This is a genomic window from Paractinoplanes toevensis, assembly GCF_018332695.1.
GTDB lineage: Bacteria > Actinomycetota > Actinomycetes > Mycobacteriales > Micromonosporaceae > Actinoplanes > Actinoplanes toevensis.
The window spans coordinates 1-14,520 of sequence record NZ_BOQN01000095.1 but is presented as its reverse complement, the minus strand read 5'-3'; the positions used below and the strand labels follow the sequence as shown (position 1 = coordinate 14,520).

General features: G+C 71.4%; 11 protein-coding genes and 1 pseudogene. 6 read left to right on the top strand and 6 right to left on the bottom strand.

The features are described from left to right. Positions 1 to 446: 446 nt before the first annotated feature. Positions 447 to 1,211: pseudogene (locus Ato02nite_RS52065) on the bottom strand (serine/threonine-protein kinase); the annotation flags it as partial. A gap of 312 nt (positions 1,212 to 1,523) precedes the next feature. Between Ato02nite_RS52065 and Ato02nite_RS36395 the strand changes: the two are divergent. Further along, positions 1,524 to 3,326, top strand: a complete 1,803-nt coding sequence (locus Ato02nite_RS36395) for a glycoside hydrolase family 5 protein (RefSeq protein WP_213011236.1) — start codon at positions 1,524 to 1,526, stop codon at positions 3,324 to 3,326. Between the two features lie 151 nt (positions 3,327 to 3,477). After that, positions 3,478 to 3,921 carry a hypothetical protein gene (locus Ato02nite_RS36390; protein ID WP_213011235.1) on the top strand — a complete coding sequence of 148 codons (444 nt, stop codon included), beginning with the start codon at positions 3,478 to 3,480 and terminating at the stop codon, positions 3,919 to 3,921. 69 nt (positions 3,922 to 3,990) lie between these two features. Here the strand turns inward: Ato02nite_RS36390 and Ato02nite_RS36385 are convergent, their stop codons facing one another. After that, entirely contained in the window at positions 3,991 to 5,232 is a 1,242-nt protein-coding gene (locus Ato02nite_RS36385) for a sensor histidine kinase (RefSeq protein WP_213011234.1), read from the bottom strand. Further along, positions 5,229 to 5,912: a response regulator transcription factor gene (locus Ato02nite_RS36380; RefSeq protein WP_213011233.1), complete on the bottom strand. Its 684-nt coding sequence runs from the start codon at positions 5,910 to 5,912 to the stop codon at positions 5,229 to 5,231. Before Ato02nite_RS36380 ends, Ato02nite_RS36385 begins: the two co-directional genes overlap by 4 nt. Before the next feature lie 102 nt (positions 5,913 to 6,014). Between Ato02nite_RS36380 and Ato02nite_RS36375 the strand changes: the two genes are divergently transcribed. Beyond that, positions 6,015 to 6,461 (top strand): hypothetical protein, encoded by a 447-nt coding sequence (locus Ato02nite_RS36375; protein WP_213011232.1) that lies wholly within the window; start codon positions 6,015 to 6,017, stop codon positions 6,459 to 6,461. 57 nt (positions 6,462 to 6,518) lie between these two features. Here the strand turns inward: Ato02nite_RS36375 and Ato02nite_RS36370 are convergent, their stop codons facing one another. The 3 genes from Ato02nite_RS36370 to Ato02nite_RS36360 are packed head-to-tail and all read right to left on the bottom strand — an operon-like array spanning position 6,519 to position 10,482. Beyond that, on the bottom strand, positions 6,519 to 7,382 hold the full coding sequence (locus Ato02nite_RS36370; RefSeq protein WP_246607892.1) for a pectate lyase family protein: 864 nt from the start codon (positions 7,380 to 7,382) through the stop codon (positions 6,519 to 6,521). Next, positions 7,382 to 7,681 carry a hypothetical protein gene (locus tag Ato02nite_RS36365; protein ID WP_213011231.1) on the bottom strand — a complete coding sequence of 100 codons (300 nt, stop codon included), beginning with the start codon at positions 7,679 to 7,681 and terminating at the stop codon, positions 7,382 to 7,384. Before Ato02nite_RS36365 ends, Ato02nite_RS36370 begins: the two co-directional genes overlap by 1 nt. A 41-nt stretch (positions 7,682 to 7,722) precedes the next feature. Continuing rightward, positions 7,723 to 10,482, bottom strand: a complete 2,760-nt coding sequence (locus Ato02nite_RS36360) for an AfsR/SARP family transcriptional regulator (RefSeq protein WP_213011230.1) — start codon at positions 10,480 to 10,482, stop codon at positions 7,723 to 7,725. Between the two features lie 99 nt (positions 10,483 to 10,581). On the opposite strand from Ato02nite_RS36360, the gene Ato02nite_RS53360 reads away from it, so the two are divergent. The 3 genes from Ato02nite_RS53360 to Ato02nite_RS36345 all read left to right on the top strand — a co-directional run. Next, entirely contained in the window at positions 10,582 to 10,923 is a 342-nt protein-coding gene (locus Ato02nite_RS53360) for a helix-turn-helix domain-containing protein (RefSeq protein WP_213011229.1), read from the top strand. Beyond that, positions 10,883 to 13,519: a toll/interleukin-1 receptor domain-containing protein gene (locus Ato02nite_RS36350; protein ID WP_213011228.1), complete on the top strand. Its 2,637-nt coding sequence runs from the start codon at positions 10,883 to 10,885 to the stop codon at positions 13,517 to 13,519. The genes Ato02nite_RS53360 and Ato02nite_RS36350 overlap by 41 nt, the downstream gene beginning before the upstream one ends. Before the next feature lie 175 nt (positions 13,520 to 13,694). Then, positions 13,695 to 14,520: cytochrome c oxidase subunit I (locus Ato02nite_RS36345; RefSeq protein WP_213011227.1), on the top strand; the 826-nt coding region annotated here is incomplete at its 3' end.

The following is a 14,520-nucleotide window of genomic DNA, read 5'->3' as shown; positions in this document are numbered from 1 at the left end:
TGTTGCACCGTCCCCGCGGTGGTGGCCGCGGGCTGGGCGGTGGTCGCGGTGGGTGCCGCGGCGAGGGCCGTGGTAACCGCAACGCCCGGCGCCTTGGTCGCGGTGGGTGCCACCACCGGCGCCGATCCGGAGGGTACGGGTACGGCGGGGGCCGGTGACCCGCTCGCGGGCGTCGGCTCGGACGATGATCCCGAGCTCGGGACCGGCGCGGCCACCTCGTCGGCGCCGGCGTCGCTGAGCACCGGGCGTCCGGCGATCACGGCGACCAGCAGCAGGACGGCGGCGACGCCGGCCCACCAGACCACCCGGCCCCGCCGGCCCTTCGGCTCGGGCAGCTGGACGGTGTCGACCTGCTTGACCACGGTCGGCCGGGCCGGCGGAACGGGGCTGACCGGTGCGGCCACACCGTCGGCGGCCGCTCGGAGCAGTTCCTCGGCCTCGTCGGCGCCGATCCGCTCGGCCGGCTCCTTGCGCAGCAGCCCTTCGAGCACCGGCTGCAACACGCCCGCCTGCTCCGGCGGCCGGGGCGGCTGGGTGGCCAGGGCGGCGAGCGTCGCCACCGGCGACGACTTGTCGTAGGGCGGCCGGCCCTCGACCGCGGCGTACAGGGTGGCGCCGAGCGACCAGAGATCGGCGGCCGCGGTGATCTCGTCGTCCAGGGCACGTTCCGGCGCCAGGTAGGACGGCTAGCCGAGCACGATGCCGGTGCTGGTCATGCCGGAGTCGCCGGTGGTCGCGGCCAGTCCGAAGTCGGTGAGCACCACCCGGCCGTCGTCGCCGATCAGCACGTTGGCCGGCTTCACGTCCCGGTGCAGCACGCCGGCCCGGTGCGCGGCCCGCAGCGCGGACAGCATGTCCAGCCCGATCACGGCGACCCGCTCGGGGGCCATCGCGCCGTCGTCCCGGACCGCCTCGAACAGCGAACGGCCGACCACGAGCTCCATCACGATCCAGGGCGAACCGCCGTCGTGGATCACGTCATGGATGCGTACGACATTGGGGTGATCGATGCGGGCGATCGCCCGCGCCTCGCGGATCGCCCGTTCCCGGAGGTCGCGGATCTCGGCTTGGGGCAGGCCGCGGGGCAGCACCAGTTCCTTGAGCGCGACGTCCCGGTCGAGCAGTTCGTCGCGCGCCTGCCAGACCCGGCCCATGCCGCCCTCGCCCAGCGCCTCTACCAGGCGGTAACGTTCGGCGATCAGCTCGGACACGACGGAACCGTACCGGCCGTACGCCAAGATCCCGCCGAGTGAAAATCGGCGTCAACAGTTTGTCGATGCCGGCCGTAGGCCGCATCCGCCCTGGTTAATGCGGGTGATCGTCAGCGTCGGATCAGGGCGCGCTCCCACATCGCGGGAACTGTGAGAAGTCCCGCTCTCCCGCCACTGTGGACCGGACCCACGCGGCGGACCTGCTGGCCTGCGTAGATGAAATAAGCCTTAAGGCTTGATCCGTTCATGGGAGCGCTCCCGTAACTCCACCTGTAGCGAAGGTTGTGCCCTAGGTGGAAGGCGCGGATCCCAATGTACAGATCTCGATCCCGATTCACTCGCGATCGCCGCTGGCAGATCGCGGCGGTTGCCGGCGTCGCGGTCGTCGTCGCCGGTGTCGGCCTGGGCGTCGCCTCCGCCGACGAGGCGGTGCCGACGGTCAACTGCCCACAGGTCACGATCGGCGTGGCCGTGCCGGCCCAGCAGCAGGCCGACGTCCAGCGCAACCTCGAACTGCTCAACACCCAGATCAGCGAGGCCAACAACCGGCTGCGGACGACGGTGGGCCAGGGTGGGGCGAACTTCATCCAGAACGCCATCCTCGGCCCGCTGAAGGACAAGCGCTTCGCCACCATCAACCGGATCGAGACGGCGATCGGCCGCAACGCCGCGAAGCCCGACCTCAACGCCGAAGGCCTGGCGCCCTGCACGCTCAACCAGGGCGGCGGTGCCGCCCCGGCGCAGAACACCGCCCTGCCCACCGCGGCCGCCTCGGCCTCGGCCGGCGGCGACGGCCTGCCGACGGTCAGCTGTCCCGAGGTGTCGATCGCGGTGGCTATCCCGGCTCAGCAGCAGGCCGACGTGCAGCGCAACGTCGAGCTCCTGCAGACGCAGATCGACGAGGCCAACGCGCGGATCCGGTCCACCGTCGGCCAGGGTGGGGCAAACTTCATCCAGAACGCCATCCTCGGCCCGCTGAAGGACAAGCGCTTCGCCACCATCAACCGGATCGAGACGGCGATCGGCCGCAACGCCGCGAAGCCCGACCTCAACGCCGAAGGCCTGGCGCCCTGCACCCTCGACGACTCCGCCGCGGAGCCGACCGCCGCGCCCACCACGGTCGCACCGACCACCGCGGCGCCCGCGCAGCCCGAGGAGGAGGCCACAGTGGCTCCCAATGGCTCGCCGGTGGAGGTCAACGGCCAGCTCAGCGTGTGCGGCGTGCAGCTGTGCAACGAGGCCGGCACGGCCATCCAGCTGCGCGGTATGAGCAGCCACGGCCTGCAGTTCTTCCCCAACTGCGTGAACGCCGGCTCGCTGTCGGCGCTGCGCAACGACTGGAAGGCCGACTTCATCCGGCTGTCCATGTACGTGCAGGAGGGCGGGCTGGAGACCGACCCGACCGGCTTCACCAACAAGGTGAACGGCCTGGTCGACCAGGCGACGGAACTCGGCCTCTACGTGGTCGTCGACTTCCACATCCTCACGCCCGGTGACCCCAACGTGAACCTGGGGCTGGCCAAGACGTTCTTCCAGAACGTGACCGCGAAGCACGCGGACAACAACAACGTCATCTACGAGATCGCCAACGAGCCGAACGGCGTCAGCTGGGACGGCATCAAGAACTACGCCGACCAGGTGATCCCGGTAATCCGGGCGAACTCGCCGGACAGCGTCGTGCTGGTCGGCACCCGCGGCTTCTCCTCGCTCGGCCTCACCGACGGCAGCGACGAGAAGGAGATCCTGGCCGACCCGGTCGACTTCAAGAACGTCATGTACACGTTCCACTTCTACGCCGCGTCGCACGGCGCCGACCGCCGCGCGGTGGTCGCGCGGGCGGCGAAGGAACTGCCGCTGTTCGTCAGCGAGTTCGGCACGCAGACCTTCACCGGCGACGGCAGCAACGATTTCACCAGCACCGACGCTTGGCTGGACCTGCTGAAGGCCAACAAGATCTCGTACGGCATGTGGAGTCTCTCCGACGGCCGCGAGTCCAACTCCGCGTTCAAGCAGGGCACCTGCGCCGGCACGAACTTCGACGGCGCCGGCGTCCTGACCGAGTCCGGCCGCTACATCCGCAGCCGCATCCTCACCGGCGTCGGCAACCCCAACTGATCCACCCAGCACACACGGCCGCACCCCTGGCAGGGTGCGGCCGTGTTGTTTGTCCGGGCGGCCTTAGCCGGGCTTTAACGGTCGCACAGCGTGCGCATAGGCCCTTCCCAGCGATCCTTTGGTCGTACCGAACGACTGGGAGGTCGACGTGATGAACAAGAAGCGGATGGCGGCAGTGGTGGCCGGCGGCGCGCTGGCGGCACTGGGGGTCGCCGGCACCGCGCTCGCGGCCGGAGCCGACGACGCCGCACCCCGGGTGGCGGTCTCCGCCTCGCCCAGCGCCGGCGGCTCGCCCTCGGTGAGTGTGGCGGCGGTGCAGCCGTCGTCGAGCGCTTCCACCCGGCACACCGGCACCGACGACCACGGCGGCCGGCGGGCCGAAAAGGATGACGACCACGGCGGCCGCGCCACGGAAAAGGACGACGACCACGGCAGTCGCGCCGCGGAGAAGGGCGACGACCACGGTGGTCGCGCTGCGGAGAAGGGCGACGACCACGGCCGGAACCGTGGCTCGGAGAAGGGCGACCGCCACGGTGGTCGTGGGTCCGAGAAGGGTGACGACCACGGCAGTGACGGGCACGGCTCGGACGACTGAGAACTAACACGGCAGGCGTCGGGCCGCGGCCCGGTGCCTGCCGTGACTGCTCACGGCGTACCCAAGAGGTCAGGGACCGGCGATCTCCAGCCGGACCGATGCGCCGCCGGAGGCGGATGTGCCGACCTCGAAGCCGGCGGCCACCTGCCGGGCGATATCCAGGCCCAGGCCGGTGGATCCGCCGCCGGAGGCGCCGCGCGGAGCGGCCTCCGCCGCGAAGCCCGGCCCCTCGTCGGCGACCTCGAGCACCGCACCACCGCCGGGCCGGGGGTGCAGGGCAACGGCGAGGCCGGTCCCGTCCGGGGTGTGCGCGAAAACGTTGCCCAGCAACGCGTCGAGGGCGGCCGCCAGGTCGTCGGCCGCGACCGCGACCGGCAGCGGCGAGGCCGGCAGGTCTCGGGTGAGGACGCGGCCGGTGTCCTCGGCCAGCACCGCCCAGAAGGCAGCCCGGTCGGTGACCACCGCGGTCGCGTCGCAACTGGCCGCGACCGGCGCGACCTCACGCCGGCGGGCCTGCTGGATCACCGCCGTCACCGCCCGTGCGACCCCGTCGGCCGCGGCGGCGACCCGGGCGGCCTCCTCGGGGTCGCGCAGCGACTCGGCCTCCAGGCGCAACGCCGTCAGCGGGGTGCGCAGGCGATGGGACAGGTCGGCGACCCGCTCGCGTTCGGCGGCCAGCAGGTCCTGGATGCGCCCGGCCAGATGGTTGAGGGCACCGGCCACCTCGCGCAGCTCGGGCGGGCCGGACGGCTCGGCCCGCGCGGTCAGTTCGGCGCCGGCCAGCCGGTGCGAGACCGCCGACAGTTGAGTGATCGGCACGACGATGGTCCGGGCCAGCCGGTCCGCCACCAGCAGGCCGAGCAGCACCAGGGCGACGCCGAGCGCGGCCAGCGTCAGCCAGGCCCGGCCGACGCCCCGGGTCAGTTCGGCGTCGGTGACCACCGTGCGCACGACCGTGACGCCGCCCGCGCCGACCACCGGAACCACCAGTTCCTGGCCCTCGGCGGTGATCACGGTGAGGGCCTGGCCGCGGGCCGCGGCCAGCCGCACCGCGGGGGTGGTCGCGGCGGGCGCGCCGATCACGCTCTGGTCGGGGAGGAAAACCGTGACGGGTACGGGCTGGACCGGCACCGCCAACCGGAGCGCGCCCGGGTCACCGGCCAGCGGAACGATGGTCTGCACCACGTCGTCGGCACGGCTCAGTGCCCGGTCGACGGCGACCTGCCGGACCAGCAGCGCCACCGGGACCAGGAACGCGAGCAGCACCAGCACCGTGGTGGCCCCGACCAGCAGGGTGAGCCGGGCCCTCACGACGACGGCTCGCTCAGCTTGACCCCGACCCCGCGCACGGTGTGCAGGTAGCGCGGCTGCTGCGCGGTCTCGCCGAGCTTTCGACGCAGCCAGGACAGGTGCACGTCGACGGTCTTGTCGGTGCTGCCGTAGGGCACCTGCCACACCTCGCTCAGCAGTTCCCGTTTGGTCACCACCTGGCCGGGCCGCAGCGCGAGGTGGTGCAGCAGGTCGAACTCGCGCGGGGTGAGCTCTACCGCGTTGCCGTCGAGGTTCACCGTGCGTGCTCCGGGATCGATCCGCAGATTGCCGACCGTGATGGTCGGGGACTCCTCCGCGGAGGTGCCGCGGCGCAGCACGGCTCGGATGCGGGCGTCCAGCTGAGCCGCCGTGAACGGCTTGACCACGTAGTCGTCGGCGCCCGCGTCGAGCAGCCGTACCATTTCGGTCTCCTCGTCCCGGGCGGTCGCGATGATCACCGGCACCCGGGAGACCGCCCGCAGCATGCGCAGCAGCTCGCGGCCGTCGAGGTCGGGCAGGCCCAGATCCAGGACGATCAGATCGGGCTTCTCGGCCAGCGCGGTCTGCAGGCCCTCCATCGCGGCCGGCGACGCGGCCACGGCATGGCCCCGCTCGCGCAGGGCGCGCAGCAGGGTGGCCCGGATCGCCGGGTCGTCCTCGATCAGCAACAGTCTCGCCACGGCTGCACGCTAGTCGCTGTGACCTGCCCACCGACGGCTTCTTAACCCTCCTTTATCCGTGCCGGGGGCCCGTCTTAGGGTCGGAGGCCGCAGAGTAGGCGTATGCGTTTCCTCGATCGGCTGGGCCGCCGGCCAATGATCATCGTCGCCGGGTGGATCCTGGCCGCGGTGCTGGCCGTGCTGGTCGGCGTCGTCGGGATCGGCCTGGTCGGGGCGGGGCTGACGTCCCGGCAGGGCTCGCCGATCAGCGAGCAGGACGTGGAGCGGGCACTCGGCACGTCGTCGCCGTCGGCTTCCCCCTCGGCGGCACCCTCCGAACAGGTGGGTGCGGCCCCGCAGGACGTGCAGGCGATCCAGACGGCCGGCGGCACCGTCATGGTGTCCTGCGAGCGGATCGAGTCGATGGCACCGGCCCAGGGCTACTCGGTGCACGAGCAGGACGACCGGGAGGGCGAGTTCCGCGGCAACCGCGACAACCACGACCGGGTCAAGGTGGAGCTGTCCTGCGCCGGCGGAGTCCCGCATCTACGGGTACGCGAAGAGGACTAGGTGCGAAGCCGGGAGGCGCGGTGGCTGCCTCCCGGCTTCACTGTGGGGACGGGAGAATCAGATCTTGCCGGTGCCCGCGGGCGACGAACCGGTCGAGGTGACCACCGTGTTCGGGGTGTTCTCGAAGTAGTTGCGCTCGACGTACACGCCCGCGTTGCAGGTCGTCGCGACGCCGTACGTCCCGCTGTTGTAGTAGTAGTTGTTGTAGACGTGCACCGGGTTGCCGAAGCGCACCCGCGGCCCGCGCTGGTCGCAGTTGCGGAAGTAGTTGTGGTGGTAGGTGACCCGCAGGTGACCGGTGTCCTCGGCGGCGTTGTCGTCGCTGTGCCCGAGCAGGTTGCACTTGATGTGGTCGTGCTCGTAGTTCCAGGACACCGTGATGTAGTCGGCGGGCGTGCGTGATGTCGACCAGGCCGTCGTAATAGTCGGTGCCGCTGGTGGTGTCGCTGGACAGGTCGAGGTGGTCGATCCAGACGTGGGTGGCACCGTCGATGTGGATGGCGTCGCCGTTGCCGGTTCCGGCCTCACCTTGGCGATCTTCAGGTTCCGGATGATGACGTTGTTGACGTCATTGATCTTGAACCCGCATCCGGTGAGCCCCGAGCTGGAGCCGACCCCGACGATGGTCTTGTTGGCCGCCACGGTCACGTCGGCCGAGCAGCTGAAGTTGCCGTTGACGGTGATCGTCTGCGAAGTGCTCGACTTGGCCGCGGTGGTCAGCGCCGACAGGCTGGTCACCGTGACGGTGGTGCTGGTGGAGCCGCCGCTGGTGCCGCCGCCCTGGGTGGACCAGCCCTCCTGGTTGAAGGTGGCGGCCGAGGCGGCCGGGACGGAAACCAGAAACGCGACGGCGGTGGCGGCGAGCGTGGCGGTGGCGAGCAGGGGAATTCGCCACGAGTGCAGGGAAGCGTGGGTGGACATCAGAACCTCCGATGCGGCGGATCACCCAGACCGGGAGAGCGGCCCGCGGGGGGACGGGACGACCGGTAAGCGCTTTCCTGGCTCAGGACCGTATCCATTTGTTTCAATTGAGTCAATGATCGATAACCATCTATGTCATCCCATGCGAGGTGAACCTCGATCCGGATCTCGACGACCGGCGGCGGTGGGACGAGGATTCGCCGGCGCACCGCCCGGACCGACCGGCCCGCCAGCCAGCCGATCACGGCGAAGGTGAGCTGCTGAAGGACCTGCTCGACAAAGCTGTGATCGAGGTTCATGACCCGATCGTCAGAGGGCGATCTGGGAAAACGTCTGAACGTCAGCGACCGTCGAGGAGCGCCCGGATCAGGGCGGCCTGCGGGGCCCGCAGGGTCTCGTAACCCGCCAGTGCCGAGGTCCACTGCCGGTGCGCCGTGTAGGTGTCCCCGGCGTCCTCGGCCAGCTCACCCAGGTGATGGTGGGCCCGCGCCTGCTCGAAGACGCTCCCCGAGCGCTGGGCCGCCGCGATGGCCTGCTCGAACGCGCCGGCCGCCCGGTCCGCGGCGCCGATCCGCTGATAGATCTCGCCGAGCGCGTTGAACGTCATCGCCGCGTCCATCCGCAGCTCGAGCCGCTCGAAAACGGCCAGCGACTCGGACAGATCGGCGATCGCCTCGCGGGTGCGGCCCAGCTCGGCCTCGGCCAGGCCGATCCCGCGCAGGGTGATGGCGGCGTTGCGATCCGAGCCGGACCGCGCGTAGAAGTCGCGGACCGGGCGCAACTCGTCGAGGAAGAGCTGGTAGTCGTGCTTCTCGTAGTGCAGCCAGGCGAGGTTGGCCCGGGCGGTGTTCTCCCCGTGCTCGTCACCCACCACGGCGAACAGTTCGCGGGCCCGCCGGTAATACGCCGCGGCGCCCGCCGGGTCGCGCTGCTCCAGAAGGGCCAGCCCGAGATTGTTGGCGATCATGGCCTCGGCCCGGCGGTCGTCGCAGCGGAGCGCGGCGGCCAGCGCGGCCTCGTGCGTGGCCGTCCACGGTTGCCAGCGTTTGGCCAGGTAGTAGTAGCCACGCAGGGTGTAGGCGAGCTGCCAGCAGAGCTCGTCCAGCCCGGCCTCGGCGGCACCGAGGCAGGCCCGCTGGAGGTTGCCGTTCTCCGCCACCAGCCACTCCAGCGCGGTGTCGTAATCGGGCAGCGGCGGGACCGCCGCCTCCCGGTCGAGCAGGGCCAGCGGCACCCGATACCGGTGCGAGGTGATCCGGCGGTCGGCGGCGTCCGCCGTACGCAGGAAGTAGTCGGCGAGGCGATGCAGCGCGGCGGACCGCTCGGCCGCCGGCACCGAGGCCGAACCCTGCTGCCGGGCGAAGACCGCGACCAGGTCGTGGAACTGATAGCGGTCCGGCCCACGATCGGCGACGAGGTGGCGATCGCCGAGGTAGCGCAGGTGACGCCGGGCATCACGCTCCGAGATCTCGGCCAGCGCGGCGGCCGAGTAGGCGTCGAAGGTTCCGTTGGTGTGCAGACCCAGCAGCATGAACGTGCGGGCGATCGGGTCGGGCAGGTCGTTGAGGGAAACCCGGAACGACGCCGTCACGCTCCGGTCGTCGTCGTCGAATTCACCGAGTCGATCAGTTTCCACCGAGAGTGCCGCCTCCAATGCGGTCAGTGAGTAACCCTGACTCGCACGGTAACGGGCGGCCGCGATCCTGATCGCCAGCGGCAATCGCCCGCACAGGTCGACGATCCGGCGCAACACGTCGTCGCCCGTCCCGGCCGGCAACGACTCGGGGCCGGCCACGGCCCGGAAGAGAGCAATCGCGTCCGGCGGCGCGAGCACGTCGAGCGGCAGCACGAACGCATCGTCCAGGGCGGTCAGCCGCCGCCGGCTGGTGACGATCGCCGCGCACCCGCCCGGTCCCGGCAGCGCCGGGCGCACCTGGGCGGCGTCGCGCACGTTGTCGAGCACCAGCAGCAGCCGCCGGCCGTCGATCAGGTCCTGGTAGAACGCGGCCAACTCGTCGAAGTCGACCGGGATCACGGTGGCGTCGACCCGCAGCCGGCGCACCAGCCGGTCGAGCGTCTCGGCGGCGGTCAGAGCCGCCCGCTGCTCGCTGTATCCGTGCAGGTCAAGGAAGATCACTCCCTCGGGGAAGGCGTCGGCCATCGCGTGCGCGGCCCGCACCGCCAGGGCCGTCTTGCCCGAGCCGCCCATGCCGTGGACGGCGCAGACCGGCGCCGTCTCGATCGCGGCGATGATCCGGCCCAATTCGTCCTCGCGGTCGGTGAAGTTCCGGTCCGGGCCGGGCAGTCCGGAGATCGGCCGGTCGCCGACCGGCGCGTGTACCGCGACCGTGGCGCCGGGACTGCGCAGCGCGCGCTGGTGTGCCGCCTGCAACTGCTCGCCCGGTTCGAGGCCGTACTCGTCGGCCAGCCGCCGATGCAATCGGCGGTAGATCTCGCCGGCATCGTCCCGGCGGCCCAGCGCCGTCAGCGCGTCGATGAACAGCGCGGCCGCGCCCTCCCGGATCGGCGCGGCGGTGACGACGTCCCGCAACAGGCGGACCACCTCGTCCGGCTGGCCCTGACGGGCCTCGATCGCCGCGAGTGCCTCCACCGCCACCAGCCGCTGCTCGGTCATGTCCCGCCGCAGCGGCTCGAGCCGGTCGCCGACATCGGACAGTGGATCACCCCGCCACAGGCCCAGCGCCTCGCGCAGCAGCGCCGCGGCCTGCTGCGGCTCGTGCCGTTCGCGTTCCGTGCGGGCCCGCGCCACCAGTCGGCGGAACCGGTGCCAGTCGACCGCGTCGGGGGTGACCAGCATCCGGTAGCGCGGTCGCCGGCTCTCCAGGACCGCGTCGACACCCGCCCTGCTCAGGACCTTCCGCAGGCCGGAGACGTAGTGGTACGCGCTGTCCCGGGTCGCCGCGCCGGGCGAGCCCCACACCGACGAGATGATCTCCTCGAGGCCGGCGCCGCTCTCGCCGCGGATCAGCAGCAGCGCCAGGACGGCCCGGGCGGTGGCGCCGCCCACGTCGAGCGGCCCCTCGTCGGCGAGCACCCGCACCGGCCCGAGAACGGTGAACCGAACCGACGCGTCGACCATTCACCATCTGTACCTCATGGATCACTCGATGTGAACTTTCAGATCCACTTCAGAATCGGTGGAGGCCGATTCCCGGGTGCCGGGCCGACAGTCGGGACCATGGACACCCAGCCCGTACTGATCAAGCTTTTCGACACCGGGATGGAAATCACCGTGAGCGGTTCGCCGGCCGCCGTGGCCGCCCTGCTCGAACGACTGCAGCCGGGCCGAGCCGGCGGCCGCACCCTCGCCGCGCTCACCGCGCAGGAGGCGGCGATCGCGGCCCTGGTCGGCCAGGGTTGCACCAACCAGCAGATCGCCCGCCGGCTGGCCATCTCGCGGCACACGGTCAACTTCCACCTACGACAGATCTTCCTGAAACTGGCTATACGCTCGCGGGTGAACCTCGCCGTGCTCGCCCATGCCGACCACGAAGGGCACGATGGTGACCGCCGAGACTGACGTCTTCCTGTGCTACTCGTGGGCGAACAAGATCCGGGCCGACGCGTTGCGGGACGCCCTGACCGCCGCCGGGCTCAGCGTCTTCCAGGACGAGTCCGGGATGCGCGACTACGACTACCTCACCGAGCGCATCGACGCCGCGCTGCGGGCCACCCGCGCGCTGGTCGTGCTCTGCACACCGGCCCTGCTCAGCAGCGAGTACTGCCGTCAGGAGATGCACTTCGCGCTGCTGCGGTCGTACCGCCTGCACCGCAGCCGCGCCCGGGTGCTCACCGTCCTGCAGGGCATGGAGATCGCCGACGTCCGGCCCGAGCGGCTCAAGCACTGGCGGCTCCCCCGCACCGACTCGGACCTGAGCGAGGTGTCCGAGCAGATCGCCGCACACGTCACCCGGCTGGGTGCCGCCGATCCGCGCCGGCTCGGCGACGCGCCCGAACCACCGCGGGCACCCCGGCGCGACCCGCACGAGCTGTACGGCCGGGAGTTCGAGCTGTGGCACCTCCACGACGCGCTGTTCCCCACCGATGACCCACTCGCCGGCGGCCAGGTCGCGGCGCTGACCGGCCCGGCCGGCCAGGGCAAGACGATGCTGGCCGAGCAGTACGTCCGGCTGTTCGCCGACGACTTCCCCGGCGGCGTGTTCACCGCCGCCAGCGCCGCGCCGCCACCCGGCCGCCCCTATCTCTGGCTGGTCGACAACCTGCCCGACGACATCGGCAAGCCGGAATTCGACGCGCGGCGCGCACCGACGCCGGAGGGCCGGACGCTGGTGATCGCCCGGCAGGACCTGCGGGATTGGGTAGGCCGCGACAAACATCTGCGGCTCGGCGGTCTCGGCCACAAGGCCGGGCTCGCCCTGCTCACCTCGCGCCGGCCGGTGGCCGACCGGCGGGAGTACGGCGCGGCCCGGCACGTGGTCGACACGCTGGGCGGGCATGCGCTCGCCCTGCGCCTGGCCGCCGGCCTGGTGACCGCACCGGGCTTCACCGGCTTCCGCGACCTCGCCACGGCGCTCGACCATCCCGATCGCGACGCGCTCCTGCTGGCCGAGCAGTTGCGGCCCCGGCTGCCCACCGACCACATCGGAAGCGTCGCGGCCACCATGGCGCGGGCCGTCCGCGCGGTGCCGGCGGCCGGCCGCGAGGCGCTGCTGGCGGCGAGCGTGCTCGCTCCCGCTCCGCTGCCGGTGGTGCTCCGGCCCGCCGACGGCCTCGGCGAGATCGTCGAGCGGCAACTCGCCGAGGTGCTGCCGGACGGGACGACGCTGGTCCATCCGCTCGTCCACCGCGCCGTGCGGACCCTGTACCGCGACGACCCGCGCCGCCAGGCTCTGCGGCTGGCCGCGGTGGAGCGGCTCGGCGAGTTGCTCGACGCCGGCCGTGAGCAGCACCGGCCGAGCTCCGACCTGGCCGTCCTGCTGCCACACGTGCGGGCGGTCGCCGCCGAGATGCGCGACCTAGACGAGTGGCACCTGCTCAACGAGGCCGGACGGGTGCACACCGAGCTGGGCGACAGCCGCGCCGCGCTCGAACTCTACGACCGCCTGCACGAGGTGTGCCGGGCCGAGCTGGGCGAGAGCGATCCGGTCACGCTCGCCGTGCGGCTGGGCCTGGGCACGGCGTACGGGCTGCACGGCGACCACCGCCGGGCCCTGGCCCTCCTGGAGGACGCCCACGCCCGGCTCACCGATCCCCTCGATGCTCTCACCGCCCTCAACAACATCGCCGTCGTGCACAGCTCGGCCGGTGCGCACGAACTCGCCCGCGATCTCTACGCGCAGGTGCACGCGGCGCGCGCGGAGAGCCTCGGCCCGGGACATCCGGAGACGCTGGACGCACTGCACAACCTGGCCATCGCCACCGGCCGCGCCGGCGACCGGGAGACCGCCCGGCGACTCAAGGCCGAGGTGTACGACGCGGTGCGAACGGTGCACGGTGACGCCCACGAACGCACCCTCGACGCGCTCGGCAGCCTGGCCGTGACGACGCTGGAACTGGGTGACCGGGATCGTGCCCGGCAGCTGTTCCGCCAGGTCTACGACCACGGGCGCAGCGCGGACGCCGCGACCAACCGGGCCGCCGCCGAGGACGACCCCGACCTGGTGGTCTCGTTGCTGACCGAGGCGTACGAGATGCGGGTCGCTCGGCCGGGACCGGCCCACCCGCGCACCCTGCGGTCGCTGCGTTCCCTGCTGATCGAACAGTTGCGCCGGGCCGGTTCGGCGCCGGCCGGCGCCGAACCGCTCGGCGTTCTCGAGCCGGCCGCGACCCTGCCGGACGGGGTACGGCCGGAGGACGTCCGGCTCGACGCCGACGACATGGACGAGCGGGCCGAGCTGTTCGAGTTCGCGAGCACCCACTACGACCAGCAGGTGAAGCTGTCCGGGACGGACTCGACCGACACCGCGCTGGCGATCGGCTACCTGGCCCACGCGACGGCCGCGCTGGACCAGATGGACATCCAGTTCGACGAGGCGTGGGCGCTCATCGACAACGCGGCCGACGGCCTGGCCGAGGACCTCGGCCCGGACCATCCGGCCGGCGTCGCGGCCGATCTGGTGCGGCGCTGGATAGCGACCCTCGGCGGCCCTGAGTGATAAGAGCGGCCTTGCGGCAAAAAGCAGTGCCGCCGGCGGCAACGTGATAAAGAGCCCCATTGCCCGGTCCGCCGGAGATGTGCTCAATGCTCGGAAATCGAGCGGTTCGGCCGGTTGAAAGCCTATAACAGGAGGTGCGTAGAGGTTTCCTAGACGCGATATCCGAGGAGCTCGCATGACTACAGTCGCCCCCCGCCCGATCACCACCCGGCCCTATCCGGTCCGGAGGCAGGTCAAGGGTTCGGCGCTGACGCGGATCCTGCGGACGACCGACGCGAAGCAGATCGGGATCATGTACATGATCACGTCGGTCGTGTTCTACATGATCGGCGGCGTCATGGCCCTCCTGATGCGGGCCGAGCTGGCCCGCCCGGGGATGCAGTTCCTCTCGCCCGAGCAGTACAACCAGCTCTTCACCATGCACGGCACCGCGATGCTGCTGTTCTTCGCGACGCCGATCGTGTTCGCCTTCGCGAACTTCGTGGTGCCGATGCAGATCGGCGCCCCGGACGTGGCCTTTCCCCGGCTGAACGCGCTCGCCTACTGGTTCTACCTGTTCGGTGTGTCGATCGCCATGTGCGGATTCCTCACCCCGGGCGGCGCGGCCGACTTCGGCTGGACCGCTTACTCCCCGCTGAGCGACTCGCTGCACTCCCCCGGCATCGGCGGCAACATGTGGGTGGTCGGCCTCGCGCTGTCCGGCCTCGGCACGATCCTCGGCGCGGTCAACCTGATCACCACGATCCTGACGCTGCGCGCCCCCGGCATGACCATGTTCCGGATGCCCATTCTGACCTGGAACATGCTGGTCACCAGCCTCCTGGCGATCCTGGTCTTCCCGTTCCTGGCCGCCTCGCTGTTCGCTCTTGCCGCCGACCGCGTCCTCGGCGCGCACGTCTTCGACGCGGACACCGGCGGCCCGATGCTCTGGCAGCACCTCTTCTGGTTCTTCGGCCACCCCGAGGTCTACATCATCGCCCTGCCGTTCTTCGGCATCATCA